The 20,550-nt window shown below is 43.6% G+C and carries 19 protein-coding genes and 3 tRNA genes; 2 read left to right on the top strand and 20 right to left on the bottom strand.

The window, feature by feature from the left end; translation table 11 throughout:
- Positions 1–36: 36 nt before the first annotated feature.
- From rpoB to ALKIM_RS0113075, 16 genes are all read right to left on the bottom strand, one after another.
- On the bottom strand, positions 37–3,846 hold the full coding sequence (gene rpoB / locus ALKIM_RS0113150; protein WP_026475047.1) for a DNA-directed RNA polymerase subunit beta: 3,810 nt from the start codon (positions 3,844–3,846) through the stop codon (positions 37–39).
- 101 nt (positions 3,847–3,947) lie between these two features.
- Positions 3,948–4,325: a 50S ribosomal protein L7/L12 gene (gene rplL, locus ALKIM_RS0113145; protein ID WP_026475046.1), complete on the bottom strand. Its 378-nt coding sequence runs from the start codon at positions 4,323–4,325 to the stop codon at positions 3,948–3,950.
- A gap of 36 nt (positions 4,326–4,361) precedes the next feature.
- Positions 4,362–4,880, bottom strand: coding sequence for a 50S ribosomal protein L10 (gene rplJ, locus ALKIM_RS0113140; RefSeq protein ID WP_026475045.1), 519 nt, complete (start codon positions 4,878–4,880; stop codon positions 4,362–4,364).
- A 28-nt stretch (positions 4,881–4,908) separates the two neighbouring features.
- Positions 4,909–5,604: a 50S ribosomal protein L1 gene (rplA, locus tag ALKIM_RS0113135; RefSeq protein ID WP_026475044.1), complete on the bottom strand. Its 696-nt coding sequence runs from the start codon at positions 5,602–5,604 to the stop codon at positions 4,909–4,911.
- 14 nt (positions 5,605–5,618) lie between these two features.
- Positions 5,619–6,062, bottom strand: coding sequence for a 50S ribosomal protein L11 (gene rplK / locus ALKIM_RS0113130; protein WP_026475043.1), 444 nt, complete (start codon positions 6,060–6,062; stop codon positions 5,619–5,621).
- Between the two features lie 113 nt (positions 6,063–6,175).
- Entirely contained in the window at positions 6,176–6,721 is a 546-nt protein-coding gene (gene nusG, locus ALKIM_RS0113125) for a transcription termination/antitermination protein NusG (RefSeq protein WP_026475042.1), read from the bottom strand.
- Between the two features lie 21 nt (positions 6,722–6,742).
- Entirely contained in the window at positions 6,743–6,937 is a 195-nt protein-coding gene (gene secE / locus ALKIM_RS0113120) for a preprotein translocase subunit SecE (protein ID WP_026475041.1), read from the bottom strand.
- Positions 6,938–6,974: 37 nt separating this feature from the next.
- Positions 6,975–7,047 (bottom strand) — tRNA-Trp (locus tag ALKIM_RS0113115).
- A gap of 57 nt (positions 7,048–7,104) precedes the next feature.
- Positions 7,105–8,292 (bottom strand): elongation factor Tu, encoded by a 1,188-nt coding sequence (tuf, locus tag ALKIM_RS0113110; protein WP_026475040.1) that lies wholly within the window; start codon positions 8,290–8,292, stop codon positions 7,105–7,107.
- A 61-nt stretch (positions 8,293–8,353) separates the two neighbouring features.
- Positions 8,354–8,425, bottom strand: a tRNA-Thr gene (locus tag ALKIM_RS0113105).
- Between the two features lie 9 nt (positions 8,426–8,434).
- Positions 8,435–8,507, bottom strand: a tRNA-Gly gene (locus ALKIM_RS0113100).
- Positions 8,508–8,810: 303 nt separating this feature from the next.
- A complete protein-coding gene (hpf, locus tag ALKIM_RS0113095) occupies positions 8,811–9,110 on the bottom strand; it encodes a ribosome hibernation-promoting factor, HPF/YfiA family (protein WP_026475039.1) in 300 nt (99 codons plus the stop codon).
- Positions 9,111–9,128: 18 nt separating this feature from the next.
- A complete protein-coding gene (locus ALKIM_RS0113090) occupies positions 9,129–10,013 on the bottom strand; it encodes a tyrosine-type recombinase/integrase (RefSeq protein WP_026475038.1) in 885 nt (294 codons plus the stop codon).
- A gap of 92 nt (positions 10,014–10,105) precedes the next feature.
- Complete coding sequence (rpsU, locus tag ALKIM_RS0113085; protein WP_026475037.1) at positions 10,106–10,297, bottom strand: 30S ribosomal protein S21; 192 nt, start codon at positions 10,295–10,297, stop codon at positions 10,106–10,108.
- 172 nt (positions 10,298–10,469) lie between these two features.
- Complete coding sequence (locus ALKIM_RS19385) at positions 10,470–11,540, bottom strand: helix-hairpin-helix domain-containing protein (protein ID WP_052345558.1); 1,071 nt, start codon at positions 11,538–11,540, stop codon at positions 10,470–10,472.
- A gap of 48 nt (positions 11,541–11,588) precedes the next feature.
- A complete protein-coding gene (locus tag ALKIM_RS0113075) occupies positions 11,589–12,920 on the bottom strand; it encodes a sodium-dependent transporter (RefSeq protein WP_026475036.1) in 1,332 nt (443 codons plus the stop codon).
- Positions 12,921–13,235: 315 nt separating this feature from the next.
- Here ALKIM_RS0113075 and ALKIM_RS0113070 point away from each other — a divergent pair, with 315 nt between their 5' ends.
- On the top strand, positions 13,236–14,231 hold the full coding sequence (locus tag ALKIM_RS0113070) for a class II fructose-bisphosphate aldolase (protein WP_044117943.1): 996 nt from the start codon (positions 13,236–13,238) through the stop codon (positions 14,229–14,231).
- Positions 14,232–14,294: 63 nt separating this feature from the next.
- Here ALKIM_RS0113070 and tamL read toward each other — a convergent pair whose 3' ends face one another.
- Positions 14,295–16,616: a translocation and assembly module lipoprotein TamL gene (tamL, locus tag ALKIM_RS0113065; RefSeq protein ID WP_026475034.1), complete on the bottom strand. Its 2,322-nt coding sequence runs from the start codon at positions 16,614–16,616 to the stop codon at positions 14,295–14,297.
- 50 nt (positions 16,617–16,666) lie between these two features.
- On the opposite strand from tamL, the gene ALKIM_RS0113060 reads away from it, so the two are divergent.
- The gene (locus ALKIM_RS0113060; protein WP_026475033.1) at positions 16,667–17,437 is read left to right on the top strand and encodes a TrmH family RNA methyltransferase; all 771 of its coding nucleotides are present in this window, start codon (positions 16,667–16,669) and stop codon (positions 17,435–17,437) included.
- Here ALKIM_RS0113060 and ALKIM_RS0113055 read toward each other — a convergent pair.
- The 3 genes from ALKIM_RS0113055 to ubiE are packed head-to-tail and all read right to left on the bottom strand — an operon-like array spanning position 17,434 to position 20,516.
- Complete coding sequence (locus tag ALKIM_RS0113055) at positions 17,434–19,005, bottom strand: NAD(P)/FAD-dependent oxidoreductase (RefSeq protein ID WP_026475032.1); 1,572 nt, start codon at positions 19,003–19,005, stop codon at positions 17,434–17,436. The two genes, ALKIM_RS0113060 and ALKIM_RS0113055, sit on opposite strands and share 4 nt — an antisense overlap.
- A 15-nt stretch (positions 19,006–19,020) precedes the next feature.
- Entirely contained in the window at positions 19,021–19,731 is a 711-nt protein-coding gene (gene porT, locus ALKIM_RS0113050) for a type IX secretion/gliding motility protein PorT/SprT (protein ID WP_026475031.1), read from the bottom strand.
- Positions 19,732–19,784: 53 nt separating this feature from the next.
- Positions 19,785–20,516: a bifunctional demethylmenaquinone methyltransferase/2-methoxy-6-polyprenyl-1,4-benzoquinol methylase UbiE gene (ubiE, locus tag ALKIM_RS0113045; RefSeq protein ID WP_026475030.1), complete on the bottom strand. Its 732-nt coding sequence runs from the start codon at positions 20,514–20,516 to the stop codon at positions 19,785–19,787.
- Positions 20,517–20,550 lie beyond the last annotated feature (34 nt).

Raw genomic sequence — 20,550 nt, 5'->3', positions numbered from 1 at the left:
GTAAACTCCCACTCCTGGGAATTTACCCGGTCTAAACTATTCAAGGTTTACGCTCAAACCAAGGCCACGCATCTCGTGCAACAACACGTTCAGCGATTCCGGTATACCGGGCAATGGCAGCGGATCTCCCTTCACAATGGCTTCATAGGCTTTTGCACGGCCCATCACGTCATCTGACTTCACAGTAAGGATCTCCTGCAGGATGTTGGCAGCACCAAAAGCCTCAAGAGCCCAAACCTCCATCTCTCCAAAACGCTGACCACCAAACTGCGCTTTACCACCCAACGGTTGCTGGGTAATAAGTGAGTACGGGCCAATGGAACGGGCATGCATCTTGTCTTCAATCATGTGACCAAGTTTCAGCATGTAGATAACACCTACCGTTGCTGGCTGGTGGAAACGCTCACCGCTGCCGCCGTCAAACAGGTAGCTCTTACCAAATTTGGGAACACCTGCCTTACTCGTGTAATGCTCCAGATCCTCTTCCGAAGCACCATCAAAAATTGGCGTAGCAAACTTCACACCTAACACCTGTCCTGCCCATCCAAGAACAGTTTCATAAATCTGCCCCAGGTTCATACGCGAGGGTACGCCCAGCGGGTTAAGAACAATATCAACAGGTGTTCCGTCGGCAAGGAAAGGCATATCTTCGGCACGCACGATACGTGAAACAATACCTTTGTTTCCGTGGCGTCCTGCCATCTTGTCACCAACAGTAATCTTACGTTTTTTGGCGATGTAAACTTTTGCCAATTGTACAATTCCGGCTGGCAACTCATCGCCAATGGTCACATTGTACTTTTGGCGTTTCTCTTTCGCCTCCAACTCTTTGTATCTCAATCTGTAATTATGAATCACAGCGGAGATCAGATCGTTCTTATCTTTGTCAGTGGTCCATTTATTTGGGTTCACATTAAGATAGTCCACATCCTGAAGCACTTTTTGTGTAAATTTTGTGCCTTTGGATATAACATCAACACCCATATAATCTTTTACACCCTGACTGGTTTTACCATTAATCAGCGCAAATAACTTGTCTACCAAACGGTTCGTCAAATCGGCCACAGATCTGTTAAACTCCTCATCAATTTTAGCGATGACCGGTTTCTCTGATGAACGCGCCTTGCGATCCTTGATTACCCTGGAAAACAGTTTCTTGTCAATAACAACTCCCGAAAGTGATGGCGTAGCTTTTAGCGAAGCATCCTTCACATCACCGGCTTTCTCCCCAAATATGGCTCTAAGCAGTTTCTCTTCAGGCGTTGGGTCGCTCTCACCTTTTGGAGTGATTTTACCAATAAGAATATCACCAGGTTTAACGTGGGCACCGATGCGGATGAGTCCATTTTCATCCAGATCTTTGGTGGCATCCTCACTTACGTTCGGGATATCAGCGGTTAGCTCTTCCAAGCCTCGTTTTGTATCCCTTACTTCGAGTGAGTACTCATCAATATGCACAGAAGTGAATACATCCTCACGAACCAATCGTTCATTTAGCACGATTGCATCCTCAAAGTTGTAACCTTTCCATGGCATAAACGCCACTTTCAGGTTCCGACCCAGTGCCAGCTCACCCTTCTCGGTAGCATACCCTTCGGTCAGAATTTGACCGGTAGTTACCCTGTCACCCTTGTTAACCATGGGTTTAAGGTTGATACTGGTATTCTGGTTTGTCTTGAGAAATTTTGTAAGTCTATATCTTTTTGTCTCCGGGTCAAAGCTTACGAAACGCTCTTCCTCGGTAAGGTCATAACGAATAACAATTTCATCGGCATCAACGTACTCCACTACGCCGTCGCCTTCAGCAACAACCTGAGTTCTTGAGTCACGGGTTAGTACGGACTCCAAACCGGTACCAACTACGGGAGACTCAGAACGCAACAGCGGCACTGCCTGACGCATCATGTTCGAGCCCATCAACGCACGGTTTGCATCATCATGCTCAAGGAACGGAATAAGAGAAGCTGCCACAGAAGCAATCTGATTAGGAGCTACGTCCATCAGGATAACCTCTTCTGGTTCAACCACTGGGAAGTCACCTTCCAAACGGGCTTTAACACGCGGATTAACAAAGTACCCATCCTCATTGAGTGGGGCGTTTGCCTGTGCAATTGTCTTAGCCTCTTCTTCCTCGGCACTCAGGTAAACAACTCCTTCGTTGGTCAAGTCAACCTTTTTGGCTGTAACCTGACGGTACGGAGTTTCAATAAACCCTAGTTCATTAATTTTTGCAAATACACATAGGGAGGATATCAAACCAATGTTAGGTCCTTCAGGTGTTTCGATAGGACACAAACGCCCATAATGCGTATAATGCACGTCACGTACCTCAAATCCGGCACGTTCACGTGAGAGACCTCCGGGCCCGAGAGCAGACATACGTCGCTTATGCGTAATCTCAGCCAATGGGTTTGTTTGATCCATAAACTGTGACAACGCATTGGTTCCGAAGAAACTATTGATAACAGATGACAATGTCTTACTGTTTATCAAATCGATAGGGGTAAATACCTCATTGTCGCGCACGTTCATACGTTCACGAATGGTACGAGCCATACGTGCCAACCCGACTCCAAACTGATTGGCAAGCTGTTCGCCCACAGTACGCACCCTACGGTTACTTAAGTGGTCAATATCATCCACATCCGTTTTTGAGTTCACTAACTGAATCAAATACTGAATAATGGCGATCATATCATCCCTGGTAAGAACTTTAGTTTCATAGTCCGTATTCAGTCCTAACTTTCTGTTAATACGGTATCGGCCTACGTCACCCAAGTCATATCTTTTATCGGAGAAGAACAACTTGTCGATTACATCGCGGGCTGTGGCCTCATCTGGCGGCTCTGCGTTACGCAACTGCCTGTAGATATGAACAACAGCTTCTTTCTCCGAGTTACACGGGTCTTTTTGAAGAGTATTATAAATGATGGCATAATCGCTGACATTAGAAATCTCCTTATGCAGAAGAATGGTTTTAGCACCAGAGTCAACAATTTCATCAATGTGTTCATTTTCAAGAACGGTTTCACGATCGATAATAACTTCGTTACGCTCAATAGATACTACTTCACCAGTATCTTCGTCAACGAAATCTTCGATCCATGATTTAAGCACACGCGCTGCCAGCTTACGACCAACAACCTTTTTAAGTGTAGCTTTTGATACTTTTATTTCATCGGCCAGATTGAATATTTCAAGAATATCCTTGTCAGCTTCGAATCCAATGGCACGTAACAATGTCGTAACCGGTAGTTTCTTTTTCCGGTCGATGTAGGCATACATCACATTGTTGATATCGGTAGCAAATTCAATCCATGAACCTTTTAACGGTATGATACGTGCCGAATAAAGCTTGGTTCCGTTGGCATGAACACTCTGTCCGAAAAATACACCCGGTGAACGGTGCAATTGTGATACAACAACCCTTTCGGCACCATTGATGATAAAGCTTCCCTTATCGGTCATATATGGAACAGTACCCAAATATACATCCTGAACAACGGTATCAAAATCCTCATGTTCAGGGTCAGTACAAAAGAGTTTTAGTTTGGCCTTTAAAGGTACGCTGTATGAGAGACCACGCTCGATGCACTCTTGAATGGAGTATCGTGGCGGATCAATATTGTAATCGATAAACTCGAGTACGAAATTATTTCTGGTATCGGTAATGGGAAAATTCTCCAGGAAAACCTGGTTCAACCCTTCCTTTTTCCGCTCTTCAGGTGTGGAGCCCAACTGAAAGAATTCACGGAAAGACTTCAATTGAACCTCAAGAAAATCAGGATATGGAAGCTGATTCTTGATGGTAGCAAAGCTAATTCTTTCGGCAGTATTTGGAGTCATCTATCAACTTATTTATTGAACTTAAAAAGATATAAGCATGAAAAGGTTTAGGATTCCGCAAGGCGGATTCCTAAACCGTTCCCTCCTAGAAGGGTATGAGATTACTTAAGTTCAACTTCTGCTCCAGCTTCTTCTAATTGAGATTTAAGTGCTTCGGCTTCTTCTTTAGAAACTTTTTCTTTGATTGGAGCGGGTGCTTTGTCAACCAATTCTTTGGCTTCTTTAAGACCTACACCAGTCATTTCTTTAACCAGTTTCACGATGGCCAATTTGGAGCCACCTGCAGACTTAAGAATTACATCAAACTCAGTTTGAGCAACAGCCTCTTCGCCAGCACCAGCGGCAGCAGGAGCAGCAACAGCAACAGCTGCAGCAGCTGGCTCAATACCATATTCGTCTTTCAAAACGTTAGCAAGTTCAGTAACTTCTTTTACAGTTAAATTCACCAATTCTTCTGCAAGCTTTTTAATATCTGCCATTTTTGTAAGTGTTAATAAATTTCTGTTAGTAATGTGTTAGTTTCTTTCTTCCAAAGTTTTCAGGAGGCCATGGATTGTTGAGCCACCAGATTGAAGGGCCGATACCACGTTTTTGATCGGCGATTGAAGCAATCCGATAACGTCTCCAAGCAGTTCCTCTTTGGATTTGATGTTGGTAAGCGCTTCAAGCTGATTGTCTCCAATATAAACCGACTCTTCCACAAATGCACCTTTAAGTGCAGGAATGGTTCCTTTTTTGCGGAATTCCTTAATCAGTTTGGCAGGTAGATTTCCTGTATTGCAGAACATGATAGCTGAGGTACCTTTAAGGGCCACATCCAGACCTTCAATATTCTTCTCACTTGCTTCAATAGCTTTTTGAAACAGGGTGTTTTTAACAACCATCAGTTTCACATCTTTTTTGAAGCAAAGACGACGCAGTTCACTAGTAGCACCTGCATTCAATCCTGTAGTGTCAGTCACATAAAAGTGGCTGTATTCACCAATTTTTGAAGTCAGGTCGTTTATTATAGCAGCTTTTTCTGTCTTTTTCATGATTCCAAATTTCTCATTAAATTAAACATTAAACCTCAAGAGATTTGGGTTCAATTCGAATTCCCGGACTCATGGTGCTCGACAGATAAATGCTCTTCACATAAGTACCCTTAGCAGATGATGGTTTTAACTTTTGAATTACGCTAACGAATTCGCGAACGTTTTCCACAAGTTTATCAGGACTGAAAGATACCTTACCTACGGTAGAATGCACGATACCGTAACGGTCAACTTTAAAGTCGATCTTACCGGCTTTCACTTCTTTAACGGCCTTACCAATTTCCATGGTTACAGTTCCGCTTTTGGGGTTTGGCATCAATCCGCGAGGACCTAATACCCGACCCAATGCACCCACCTTACCCATTACACTGGGCATGGTAATAATAACGTCTACATCAGTCCAACCTTCTTTGATCTTCTCGATGTAATCGTCAAGACCTACAAAATCGGCTCCAGCGCTTTTTGCCTCTTCTTCCTTATCGGGGGTACACAATACCAATACTCTGGTATCTTTACCTGTTCCGTTTGGAAGTGTAACAACACCGCGCACCATTTGATTCGCTTTACGAGGGTCAACACCCAAACGGATGTCGATGTCCACTGAAGCATCAAATTTGGTATAGGTGATGTCTTTAACAAGACCAGCTGCCTCTTCGATGGTGTAAGACTTGTCGGTATCGATCTTTGCTAAAGCTAACTTCTTATTCTTTGTTAGTTTTGTCATTTTTACAAACAAGTTTAATTGTTACCAGGAAATTCACCTTCCACGGTAATTCCCATACTTCTGGCAGTACCGGCAATCATCCTCATTGCAGAATCCAACGTAAAGCAATTCATGTCAGCTATTTTATCTTCGGCTATGGTCTTAACCTGATCCCAGGTTACTGAACCCACTTTTTTACGGTTTGGTTCAGCTGAACCACCTTTTACCTTAGACATATCCATTAGCTGTACTGCAGCAGGAGGTGTTTTTACAACAAAATCAAACGATTTGTCTTTGTACACCGTAATCACCACAGGTAAAACCTTACCGGCTTTTTCCTGCGTCCTGGCATTGAATTGCTTACAAAATTCCATAATGTTCACCCCTTTAGAACCTAAAGCAGGTCCTACCGGAGGTGATGGATTTGCTGCACCGCCTTTAATCTGAAGCTTAATAAAATTTTCTACTTCCTTAGCCATTGTAGCAATTCATGTTGGTTATTAAAATTCACAATAGATTGGGATTCGTATTTCATTTGTAGAGATATACCCCTAAGGGAAATATCCTGGAAGCCCCGCTACTAAATGATTCGTTACTCCTTCTCTACCTGTAAAAAACTTAGTTCAAGAGGTGTTTTACGCCCAAAAATCTTTACCATTACTTTAAGCTTGCGTTTCTCTTCATTCACTTCTTCAATGATGCCTGAGAATCCATTAAAGGGGCCATCGCTCACCTTAACGGTTTCGCCAACAAAGAATGGTATGTTGATCTCTTCAGCTGTTTCAGAGAGTTCATCTACTTTACCTAATATCCGGTTCACTTCTGATACTCTCAGTGGTGTAGGTATATCGTTGCGGTCGCTCAAAAAACCAATAACATTGGGGATATTCTTAAGAACGTGAGGAACCTCACCAACCAAAGCGGCCTCTACCAACACATAACCAGGATAATATGTGCGCTCTTTGCTGATTTTCTTCCCGTTACGAATCTGGTATACCTTTTCCGTGGGAATCAACACCTGCGTCACATAGTCCTGCATTTTCATGCTGACGATTTCGCTTTCTATGTACTCCTTAACCTTCTTTTCTTTTCCACCGATGGCCCGGAGCACATACCATTTTCTTTCAAGTTCACTCATTCTGTTATTGTTCTCCGGGGATTAGTACAATTTTTTGTAGAACCACTCCAGTAAAGTATCAAAAGAAAAATCCATAACGTAAACAATGCCGGCAATGATGAGCGAAGCCACCATTACAACAATCGCACTATTTTGAAGTTCAGCCCATGTAGGCCAAGAAGTTTTATTAACCAACTCGTTATGAACTTCCTGAAAGTATGCTTTAATTTTTTTCATGCTAAAATTCGGTTAAACCGGATTATTTATGATTTTGCACGGGAGGAGAGACTCGAACTCCCGACACCTGGTTTTGGAGACCAGTGCTCTACCAACTGAGCTACACCCGTGTAAAAAGTTGAGAATGGTTTAACCCATTCCCAACCTTAGATATTTCTCTCGAATTACTATTCAAGAATTTCAGTAATCTGACCAGCACCAACGGTACGACCACCTTCACGAATAGCGAAACGAAGACCTACGTTTACAGCTACAGGATAGATAAGATCTACAGTGATGGTTACGTTGTCACCAGGCATTACCATTTCTGTTCCTTCAGGAAGGGTAATTTCACCGGTGATATCGAGGGTACGGATATAGAACTGAGGACGGTACTTGTTGTGGAAAGGCGTGTGACGACCACCTTCTTCTTTCTTCAACACGTAAATCTCAGCTTTAATTTTGGTGTGAGGCTTGATGGTACCTGGCTTAGCCAATACCATACCACGCTTAATTTCATTTTTGTCAACACCACGCATCAAAAGACCTACGTTGTCACCAGCCTGACCTTCGTCAAGAATTTTACGGAACATCTCAACACCGGTACATACGGTTTTCTTACCTTCTGCGCCCAGACCGATAATCTGCATCTCTTCACCAGTTTTGATGATACCGGTTTCGATACGGCCAGTAGCCACAGTACCACGACCAGTAATAGAGAATACATCTTCAACAGGCATTAGGAAAGGCTTGTCGATATCACGTGGAGGAAGTGGAATCCAAGTATCCACTGCATTCATCAGCTCCATAACTTTTTCTTCCCACTCAGCTTCTCCGTTAAGAGCACCAAGAGCAGAACCAAGAATTACAGGGGTATTGTCACCATCGAACTGATAGAAGTTCAACAGGTCACGAAGTTCCATTTCCACAAGCTCAAGTAGCTCGGCATCGTCAACCATGTCCACTTTGTTAAGGAACACTACGATTTTAGGAACGTTTACCTGACGGGCCAGAAGAATGTGCTCGCGGGTCTGAGGCATAGGACCGTCAGTAGCAGCACAAACAAGAATAGCACCGTCCATCTGGGCAGCACCGGTAACCATGTTTTTCACGTAGTCGGCGTGACCTGGACAGTCAACGTGAGCGTAGTGACGGTTCTCTGTTTGGTACTCTACGTGAGCGGTATTGATGGTAATACCACGCTCTTTTTCCTCGGGAGCGTTGTCAATAGAATCGAAACTCTTAACTTCGGACAAACCTTTTTTTGCCAAAACTGCAGTAATAGCAGCAGTCAAAGTGGTTTTACCATGGTCAACGTGACCGATGGTACCGATATTAACGTGAGGCTTCGTCCTTTGAAATGTTTCTTTAGCCATAGTACGAAATTATTTAAGACAATTAGAACAATATTGAAACCGAAAACATTCTTTAGTTTTGAGCCAATGATGGGAATTGAACCCATGACCTCTTCCTTACCAAGGAAGCGCTCTACCCCTGAGCTACATCGGCTTTTAAATGAGCGGGAGACGGGACTCAAACCCGCGACCCTTAGCTTGGAAGGCTAATGCTCTATCAACTGAGCTACTCCCGCATTATTTTTAAAGCCTACAAAGTTAATGAATTTAATGCAAAAAAACTCAAAAACAACTGTTTAAAAAAACGCCTCCTGCGGCATTGTGCAATCCAAATTTTGACCAAACCCTGATTTCGCTTATTTACAAACACTTAAAGCGAATCAGGCCAATTAAAAACCAACCTTTATTTCATTTCAATAGGCTGATCACCTTTGATAACCAGCCTATTGAAGCATTCATTTTATAGCTTATACACTAAAAATGGTGTGCAAATGTATAATATTTTTCAAACAACACAAAATATTGAATTCTTTTTTAGTTTATTTGGCTTTAATCTTTTCTTTGCGTTTAACCAGTTGTTTACGCAGGGCTTCGCAAGCCAAATCTACGGCCTCTTCAAAAGTTTTATTCTGCTTTTTAGCAAAGGCTTTGTTACCTGGAATGTCAAGTGTGATTTCGGCCACCTTGTTCTCCAGCGTTTCAGATTTGTCGAGCCGCAAAATGACTTCAGCGCCTAAAATCCCATCAAAATACTGATCCAGTTTTCCTACTTTCTGGTTGATGAAATCTTCCAGATGATCTGCAGCATCAAAGTGCACGGATTGAATCGTTATGTTCATAATCACTCCTCCTTTATTTTAAGCTCGCGGATGAGCTTGTTTATAAATAGCGTTTAATTGCTTAAAAGTATTGTGTGTATATATCTGAGTGGCATTCAGGTTTGAATGGCCAAGCAGTTCTTTAATTGCATTTATATCGGCTCCCCGATTCAGGAGTACGGTTGCAAAAGTATGACGCAGCACGTGCGGACTTTTTTTCTGCATGGTAGTAGCCAAATGAAGCGAGGCGTTGACGATTCGGTAAACCAATTTGTGATATATAGGATTACCGCTTGATGTAAGAAATATCCATTGAGGCGAATCGCCACCAAAAGTTGCCTGCTTCACTACATTGTACCGCTTAAACATGAGGATGGCCTCGTTGGTGAGTGGGATTAGGCGTTCCTTATTTCGTTTGCCCAACACCTTGACCAATCCGGCTGAAAGATCAACATCGCGGTTGTGTAAACCCACCAACTCTGACAACCGCATGCCTGTTCCGTAAAACAACTCCAGAATCAACTTGTTGCGTACACCTTCATAGTCTTGTCCAAAATCAACCTGATCCAATAAAAAATCCATATCCTTCTCCTGCACAAAGGTCGGAAGTTTTTTTGGTATTTTTGGAAGAGTTACAAGGGTGGCCGGATTATTATCGACCAACTCCTGAACCTGAAGGTGTTTGTAAAATGTTTTTAAGGAGGATATTTTTCGATGGATGGAACGTGAGCTCAGCCCCTTATTGCTCATGTCAATAACCCAGTTCCGTATTTGCTTTGGGCGCACAGATGCCAGAAGCGAGAGTTCATCGCTCCCCAAAAAGTCGAAAAACTGTTTTAAATCGCCCTCATAAGCAGTAACGGTATGTGGCGAACACCGCTTTTCGTATGTCAGATATTGCAGAAACGTGTCTGTATGATGCATGTACAAAAATGTCTTACTTGTCTCCTCTTCCTTACGAATGTAAGAAAAAAAAGGAGAAAAGTAAGACACTTTTTTAAAAATTATGTAGCGAACTATTCTTCTTCGCGTTGCAGCTGCTGAATGTAGATCGCTTTCTTTTTTTGCTCTCTGTTAACTACAGAAGGCTTTGTGAAAGCCTGACGTGAACGCAATTCACGCATTGTTCCTGTTTTCTCAAACTTCCTTTTGAATTTCTTCAAAGCTCTTTCAATGTTTTCGCCTTCCTTGATGGGTACAACTATCATAACTTTTGTTTTTAATATTTTTTTCGGGCTTGCAAATGTACAACTTTAAAAATGATTCCAATAACAGAAAATCAAAAAAAGCCATTCACTTCTTTTTTTCAGGTTGCAAAGAAAATGAAGTTTCGGGATTATGGCAAATTTTGCATCATCTTTTTTTTAAATCGGATAACATTCAATCTTCTGCAACACTTAAATATGGTAATAACCTGTCCCAGTCAGCACTTTCGAGCGACTTTATTCTCATGATCTGTTCAGTACTTTTTAACTTACCATTCTCATTTCTGAAATCGACAATGGCCTTTGCCTGATAAAAATCCAGGTATGGATGATCACGCAGCCTTCTTACTGAAGCGGTATTAATATTAATGGTGGTAACTGGTAATGTATCCAGTGTCAATCTGGCCTTCAAATCATTCAAAAGCACAGGTGAGATGCCCTCCACTTCGCCAATCTGCTCAATAGAAACAAAACCACCCAGCGCCTTTCGGTAAGCCACAATACGACGGCTCAATACCGGCCCTATACCTCGCAAACTGGCCCAATCGGCAGTGTCTGCTGTATTAATTCCAATTGTAAAAGTATTTGATGCCCTGTAAGCATTGCGTATTTGTAAAGTGGGTTTAACCGCAATTAACGAATCCAACGTCCAGGCTTTTAAACGTACTGAAGCGTATCGCTGCGGAAACCAGTGTGTTTTTTGCCATACCATTAAGGTATCGCGCATGGGTTTACTCCAGGCCAATCCATCAACCGTTAGAGAGTCGGCACGGTTGAGATCAAGATGAAAATCAGCCACTCTATTGGTGTGTGCGCTCATTGAAACCTCATTATCAATCTCAAAAGCCATAAATGGGGAAATGCGCTCAAGCACCGCATAATCCATACCATAGACTCTCCCGATGTCGGATTTTGAGCGAAAACGACCACCTCTTTCGAGATACCGAACCCAATTTCCGGCAGCTGATGCGGGCACACCAAAACCGATAAGCTCCCTATAACTCACCTCGTTGGGGTTAAACATATAAAGCCGGGTCTCAAGCACATCGGACATGCCGATTGATTCCACAACCATCGATATGGGTTGGAAAGCCGGTAATGAATCCCTTGTGATGGCAAGGTGGTGATTGCTACTCATTACCACCGGTAACATAAAGCGGGTGCCGGTAAGTAACAATATCAAAGTACAAAGAATCAATATACCGCGTTGCTCTTTAGCTGTGAACGAAAAGTAATCTTTCCACATGCATTTTTTAGCACAATATTATGCACTAAGCATTAGAATGTCAAGCACCTAAAACTTTAACAATCCTATACCATTCAGAAAAACCAATGCTATAGCGATGGGTGCAAGGAACCTGATTACAGGTACAAACATCTTGAAGTAAAAGGCGACACGACCATCGGCTTCAAGTTCCGCTTTAACGACGCGTTTTCCGAGAAACCATCCAACAAAAATGACAATAAACAGACCGCCTAATGGCAAAAGAATGTTTGATGACGTTTTATCAAAAAGATTGAAAATTGCACCATTTAATGCGCACAACACCCCAAGCAGCGACATGATACCTGCAGCCACCCATGTTGCAACAGGCCTTTTCATCTTAAGCTCTTCAACAAAATAGGCAACAACAACCTCAAGCAGCGAGATTGAGGAGGTGAGGGCTGCAATAACGAGTAAGACAAAAAAGAAGACAGCAAAGAAATAACCTCCCACCATCTGATTGAAAATGCCTGGAAGTGTAACAAATACCAGCCCGGGACCAGCGCCGGGTTCTATTCCAAATGCAAAAACTGCTGGAAAAATTGCCACACCCGCCAACACCGCGATAAAGGTATCTGTCAACGAGACAGAAATGGCCGTCTGCCCCAGTGATTCAGACTTTTTGATATATGAACCATAAGTAGCCATAACCCCCATTCCTAAGCTAAGCGAAAAGAAAGCCTGACCCAGCGCCTCAAGAACAGTATTGGCATCAATGGCAGAAAAATCAGGCCGAAAGAGAAATTCAAGGCCTGCATAGGCACCTTCGAGGGTAAGCGAACGGATGGCCAGACCAATTATGATAACCAGTAAAAGCGGCATTAATATTTTTGTATATCGCTCAATGCCTTTCTTCACACCGGAGCGTACAATCAGCGCAGAAATTGCCATGAAAATGAGCATAAATACAACCGGGCGCCAGGTTGCCCCTGTAAGCTTGTCGAAAATTAACGAAAGTTCCTCGGCCGATTTCCCTGCAAACTCATTGCGAAGAGCATAGAATGAATATTCGAGCGTCCACCCAGCAACTACCGCATAGAATGAAAGAATCATAAATGCTGCACCAACCCCCATCAGGCCAACCAAATACCATGGTTTACCGGGAGCAAGTTTTCGAAATGCACCAAAAATATTTAGTTGTGCTTTTCGTCCGATGAGCAATTCGGAAAGCATTACCGGCACACCTATAGCGAGAATAAAGGCCAGATTAAGCAGAAGGAATGCACCTCCCCCATTTTCGCCTGCCACATACGGAAACCGCCAGATATTGCCCAGACCCACTGCTGAACCTGCCGCGGCAGCAATTACGCCAAACTTACTTGAAAAACTATCTCTGCTATTTAATTGATTGTTATCAGCCATGCGCTATTTATGAATTAACTTTCGTGTTTTCGAAGAGACAAACACCATGAATAAACATCTAAAAAAATATAACCGGCATGAAATCCAAAGCCGGATTTTTCAACTCTCTGACAGACTGCAAAAATAATGTTAATTTTTACGGCAAAAATGAGAAAAATTCACATACAAAGTTAAATTTTACTTATAGAATCACAACTCCGCCACTCCTGGTGAGCAAAAATTGTAAAAGTTCATATCAATGACTATTTTTGTATCTGATTTTACGACAAGTAAGATTCAGGATTCTTTAAAACCAACAATTAAACAATAAAAAAAATGGCAATTAATTACAAAGAGTTAGGCCTGGCTAACAGCAAAGAACTGTTTGCTAAAGCCGTAGCCGGCGGTTATGCCATCCCGGCCTACAACTTCAACAACCTGGAGCAACTCCAGTCAATCCTTATGGCTTGCGTGGAGACCAAATCTCCGGTGATTCTTCAGGTATCATCAGGTGCCCGTAAATATGCCAACGCTACTCTATTGCGTAATATGGCCAAAGGAGCTGTTGAATTTGTGAAAGAATTGGGTTGCGAAATACCCATCGTGCTTCACCTTGACCATGGTGATTCATTCGAACTATGCAAAGAGTGTATTGATGCCGGATTTTCATCAGTAATGATTGATGGTTCACACCACTCATACGAAGAGAACGTTGCCCTAACTAAAAAAGTAGTTGAGTACGCACACGCACATGGCGTATCTGTTGAAGGCGAATTGGGAGTGCTTGCCGGAGTGGAAGACGATGTGGTTGCTGAGCACTCTACATATACCCGTCCTGAAGAGGTTGAAGATTTTGTAAAACGTACTGGCGTTGACTCATTGGCAATTTCAATTGGTACTTCGCACGGTGCACACAAATTCACACCAGCTCAGTGTACTGTTGATGCTGATGGAAAACTTGTTCCCCCAATGCTTCGTTTCGACATTTTGGAAGAGATTGAGAAACGTATTCCTGGTTTCCCCATTGTGCTTCACGGCGCATCGTCGGTACCTCAGGAGCATGTTGATACCATCAACAAATATGGCGGTTCAGTAAAAAGTGCCGTTGGTATTCCAGAAGAGTGGTTGCGCAAAGCTGCTAAATCAGCAGTATGTAAAATCAATATCGACTCTGATGGTCGCCTGGCAATGACTGCTGCCATCCGCAAAGTAATGGCTGAAAATCCGGGAGAATTTGACCCACGTAAATATTTAGGTCCTGCCCGCGATGTTCTGAAAGAACTTTACAAGCACAAAAACATCAACGTGCTTGGTTCTGCAGGTAAAGCTTAATAAAATAGCTTACATATACAAAACCGCCTTCAATATTTTGAAGGCGGTTTTTTTTGTGTGGTATCAGAACGGATAACCAATGGCAAAATTAAAACCTACATCGTTCCATATATATGGACGCGCAAATGGAATCCACCTCTCACCAGAAGGCGCCGCCGGATCATGGAGCTTAAGCCCGGTATCGATACGGAAGATGAAATATTTAAAATCGAAGCGTGTTCCAAACCCTGTACCCAGAGCTAACTGCTTATAGAACTCATCAAATTTGAAGAGTCCCTCGCTACTTACTCCGCGTCTTAAATCCCATATATTTCCGGCATCCAGAAAGAGGGCGCCTTCGAGGAGCCAAAACAGCGGAAAACGATACTCCACATTAAGTTCGAGCTTAATATCGGCAGTCTGGTTATAAAAAGTAAGCTCCTCCTGCTTGTAGGAGCCAGGTCCAAGTGCGCGCACCGGCCAGGCCCTTATGCTATTTGCTCCACCGGAATAGTAACGTTTTTCAAAAGGGAGTACATTCAGATTGCCGTAAGGAACACCCACTCCGGCAAAAAAGCGATAGGTCATTGAGGTAAACCTATCAATTGGATCATGAAACCTTAAGTCCACATCGCTCTTTACGTATTGTGCATAACGGATACCAAGGAATGTATTGTATGCTTCTCTTTTTTCTGTTAAGGGCGAAAACAGTTGCAGAATATTTCCTGCTGACTCCACGTTGTAACGAAAATACCAAAATTCCCGATTGCGGGTTCCCAGTTCCTGCTGATTGTATAGATAGCTGTAATTTGAACTGGCAATAAGGTGATCCTCATAAGTATACCGAAGGAATGTATTGCTGATAACATCCCAGAAACGTGGATCTACATTGGGAATATTCACCAGATTAAAATCAAGCGGGAAAAATGTATGGTTGCTATATCTTGATGCACGCCAGGTGTAACCCATCCGGGCATTGGCGATGGTTCGGGTATAATCGGGTCTTCGTTGATAATTATATGCCAGGGCGATGGTTGTTTTTGGATTATATCTCTGCCGAAACTTCTCGATTCGCGCAGGAAGAATAAACTTGGGAAAAACAACAGATGTTTCTCCTCCATACTCAGCTGTGTTAAACTGTTCCCGCGTACCACTGCGCACAACAAACTGATTCTGACGAGCCAGACGGGTGCTCAGGGTAAACAATTCAGCACCTTTAAAGATGTTTTTATGCTGATACTTGATGTTTCCGGCAGCCCCAAGGTTCCCGGATGAGTTTGTGCCCTCTATTTCAAGCGCATAAGACTGGAATTTTCCCGGCACAACATGAACCACACAGTCGAGGATCTTATTTCCATTTTCATCCGTTTCATGTTCTACTTCGCGAAAACGGATGTTGATATATTTAAATATCCTCAATCCGCTCAGTAGCATTTGAGTTCGTTCGACCAATGCAGCCTGATATATGTCTCCGGGTACGATGTAATTGCTGTTTACCAATACATCGGGTTTAAAATCCAACTCGTCCTCAAAAACAATTCTATACCCCTGATGCCAGATGGTATCCATAACAATGCCCAGAGTTGCTTCCTCACGCGCCAGCTCCTGAGAATCGCCTCCCACCTGAAAAACTACACTTCGGATGGCGTATCTGGCATGGTTCCCATCTGGATTGCGTCCGGTGGCATTCAATGGAGGCCTCATAATCACGAGGGTATCATTAACGCGGTAATTTCCAAGAGAACTATCGGCTAAAAAATAGATGTACTCCCGGGAGAAGTTATAATAACCATGATTTCGTAAATTTTGAGTAATACGCTCACGTTCGCGGTTGTGCATTTCTGTGGTAAATCCCCTGCCCTTGCGCATGGCAGTATTTATGGTGTCCTTAAGAACCAGATTGGTAAGAGTGGAGTCTTCGATACGGTAAAACAGATCATTCAATCTGTATCGTGGCCCCGCTGTGATATTATAGGTAACACGCGCTTTTTTGTCGGAAGGGAATGTAACAGTATCCTTAACCTGCGCAAGGTAATAGCCTCGGTTGCGCATATAAAGCCCCATTTGTTCAACGGAGCGATCCACCAGTGAGGAGTCATAAATAACGGGAGCTTCACCTATTCGTCGTAACCATCGGTTAAAGCCCTTTGAATCGTCACGACCAGAGAGGTTATATAATCCAAGGTGCAATCGCCAAACGCCCAAAATCCTAAGGTTTTCCTGTTGGCGCAAATACAACTTGAGGTCTTCGCGCGACATGTCACGGGCATCGTGATTAATACGGACACGGGACAATAGCCGTTCCCCCTCGGGAACATACTTGGTTGAACTACACCCCTGCAAACCCAGTTGAGACAGGAATATAGATAAAAAAAGCAAGAAAACTACGGCTATTTTACGTATCATTTATCTTCTTAATATTGCTACTTTTGCAGACAAAGGTAAAAAATTAGATCATGTTAAGTAAGAATCAGAAAAAACTGATTGCTGCCATGGCACAAAAAAAACAACGTGACGTGCACGGACTGTTTTTGGCCGAAGGCGATAAAATTGTCAGAGACCTGCTGGCAGCAGGTATGACACCTCAGTTGCTGGTTGCTACAGACACCTGGTTGCTACCTGCAAATCTGGTAGCCGAACATTTCCCGATGGTAATCACGAGTCGCGATGAACTGGAGAAAGTATCACTGCAAAAAACACCACAAAATGTTTTGGGTCTCTTTCCTCAACACAAACATCATCTCAAGAATAGTGCCATTAAGAATAATCTGACCCTGCTGCTCGACGGTGTTCAGGATCCCGGAAACTTGGGAACCATAATCAGGCTGGCCGACTGGTTTGGTATTGGTGATATTGTTTGCAGCACCGACACCGCAGATTTGTATAACCCAAAAGTTATTCAATCCAGCATGGGGGCAATTGCCCGTGTGAGGGTACATTATACCAATCTTTCCGGTTTTATTGAAATCTATAAGAAGGAAACCGGAAATCCGGTTTACGGCACTTTCTTAAAGGGCGACAATGTATACCAGGCAAAACTGTTAAATCAGGGGTTGCTGATAATGGGAAACGAGGGTCAAGGTATACGGGATGAAATAGGTTCGATGGTGACCAACCGCATAACCATCCCGAGTTATCCGGCCAATGAACCCACCTCAGAATCGTTGAATGTGGGTGTGGCCACGGCCATTTTATGTTCAGAATTCAGGCGACAGGCATCCCTTTAATCAACCTTTATGCCCAGTGCGTGTGCCACCATAACGGCACACCTTTCGCCATCGAGAGCCGAAGAGGCTATACCACCGGCATAACCAGCTCCCTCACCGCAAGGGAAAAGATGGCGTATCTGCACATGTTGCAATGTTGCCGGGTCTCGAGGAATCCGAACCGGCGATGATGTGCGCGACTCAGTTCCCAGAACCACAGCATCATCGGTTAAAAACCCTCGTGCCCATTTGCCAAAATGACGAAAGCCCTCACGCAATCTTCCTGAAATAATATCGGGCAGAATAAAATGTAAAGGTGCTGCAATTGTGCCAGGCACATAAGATGTTTCTGGCAAATCGAAAGATAAACGGCCATTCACAAAATCGGTTAACCGCTGTGCCGGAGCAATTACATTTTTGCCACCATTCACAAAACAAAAGTTCTCCACTTCGCGCTGAAACATTAGCCCGGCAAGCGGGCCATACTTTTTGAAACCAGTAAGATCATCGGGGTGAATTTCAACCACCATACCGCTGTTTGCAAAGGGCGAATTTCGGCCGGAGGCAGACATGCCATTGACCACCATCTCATTGTCGCCAGTCATTGCAGGTACAATAAAGCCGCCCGGACACATGCAAAAGGAATAGACGCCCCGATTTTCGACCTGACAGGAAAAGTTATATGATGCCGCCGGAAGATGCTCACCTCGACCATCGGGTGAATGGTACTGAATCTGATCGATTAACGTTTGCGGGTGTTCAACCCTAACGCCCATAGCCCAGGTTTTGGCTTCGAGCAGAATGGCCCGATGATGAAGCAACTCGTAAATGTCGCGTGCCGAATGCCCCGTAGCAAGTATTACAGCCTTTGCGTAAACTTTATCACCCAGATGCGTTACAACACCGGTTATGGTGTCGCCATCAATAATTAAATCATCCACACGGGTATTGAATCTCACCTCACCACCCGATGCAATAATCGATTCACGGATGTTTTTGATGATTCCCGGCAAACGATCGGTGCCAACATGTGGGTGCGCATCAATCAACACATCTTCTGAAGCACCATGGAAATGCAGCACTTCCAGGAAACGTCTGAAATCGCCCCTCTTTATGCTTCGTGTATATAATTTGCCATCTGAAAAAGTGCCTGCGCCGCCTTCGCCGAAGGCATAGTTAGACTCAGGATTAACAGGATTGTTACGGTTGAGCAGAGCCACATCACGCTTGCGCTCGCTTACCGCTTTTCCTCGTTCGAGCACTATGGGTTTTAAACCCAGTTCGATGAGACGCAATGCAGCAAACAGCCCACCGGGACCAGCACCTACAATGATTACTTCGGGCGCCGAACTTACATTGGGATAACTAAAAGCAACAGGCTCATCCTTTGGCTTTGGAGCATTGGCCCATGCAATGATATGCAACTGAACCATTACGGGCGCTTTTCGGGCATCGATGGAGCGCCTCCGGATATGAAAACCGGAAACTTTAGATGGCGCCACTTTCATCTCCTTGGCAATAATTGGAAGCAGTTTGCTTTCATCGGCAGCTTCGGCCGGGGTGAGTCGTAATGCAATCTCTTTCTTCATGCTGACACAGGGAAATTATTCAAAATAAAACGTGAGCACAAAGATACGAGAAGTTACCCGATCCAACACATGTGTATAGAGTACATCTTCGGGCTCTCCAGTTCCGGATGGATTAAGTACGTTGAGAAGTCCTACGGAGAGCTTAAGTTCAGTAGCAAAACGGAAATAACTCATATAAGAATCAATACCGCCACCTATTTCCCAATAGAGATCAAAGGGACGCATCAAAATCCCATCTTTCTTACTTTTGGCCAAATCAAAACGCGGGTTGATGCCGGTAATAAGAAACGGCTTAGCATTGGTCATGCGTGCACCGTTGAACTTAATCAATATCGGACTTTCGATGAAAGTGGACTTTACTTCGAGTGGCAATCGGTCCTTCTCTCCATCCTCGCTGATGAACAACAAATCGCGCTGTCCGAAACTGATGCCAGGTAAAACCCTCAGATTAAAATATTGGTTCAGTCTAAAACTTGTAACCATTCCAATGTTTATTCCCGGATTGAGTGAAACCACGTCGGCATAACGCACCTGGGCATCGCCAATCAGCCCCGGCTCTTTGTGAACCACCCTAAAATCCATCGCATTAAAACCTATATAAAAGCCAAAATGCAAAGGACGATCATCAAAATTCGGCAGATTGGGAACCCCCTTTTTGAGCGGCTGCGCCAAACCCACTGTTGACAAAACACAAAAGCATACGATAAAAGAAACCAATTGCCTCATTGAGAGATAAACTAAAGATTAGGCTATATGCCAAAAACGAAAAAAAAGCTGTTTTATTGCAATGGTTTAAGTGCGACGTAAATTGTGGCGATACCAAAAGTTTGTCTGATGGATTTTTCAGGATGCAAACCAGCATTTACAAGCTCGGTTTCAAATATCTCGCCTTCGGGGAATTCCATCACCGAGGCGGGCAGATATGTATATGCCTCTTTGTCTTTGGAAATGAGCCCTCCCCACAACGGCAGAATCCGCTTAAAGTAGAAATTATAAAGTTGCTTCATCGGGAAATTTGCGGGACGCGAAAACTCAAGAACAATCAGTTTCCCACCGGGTTTCAGCACACGTCCCATCTCTGTGAGACCAGCATTTAAGTCTCCGAAATTACGCACGCCAAATGCTACCGTAACCACATCAAACGTATTACGATCGAATGGCAAGGCTTCAGAATCAGCCTCTTTAAGTATGATGGTATGCTGTAATCCCAGTTTCTGCACTTTTTGCCGTGCCTTTTCGAGCATGCCCACCGAAATATCAACGCCGTACACAGCAGATGGATGGGATTTTGAAAGTGCAATGGCCAAATCGCCAGTTCCAGTGGCCACATCCAGTATTACAGGCGCTTTCATGCCTTTCACCATTTTGACCACACGTTTTCGCCATTTGCGATCGATGCCAAATGATAAGAGATGGTTTAGCAAATCGTAGCGGGGTGCAATGCGGTTAAACATTGTTTTGACCTGATCCTTTTTGGTTCCATCCTGAGCAGAATATGGTGTTACTGACATAATTACAATATAAAAGTTGTTTGTAGTGAAGTGT

The sequence above is a fragment of the Alkaliflexus imshenetskii DSM 15055 genome, assembly GCF_000517065.1.
Classification (GTDB): domain Bacteria; phylum Bacteroidota; class Bacteroidia; order Bacteroidales; family Marinilabiliaceae; genus Alkaliflexus; species Alkaliflexus imshenetskii.
The sequence above is the reverse complement of the archived record's forward strand: the minus strand, read 5'-3'. Positions and strand labels throughout refer to the sequence as shown.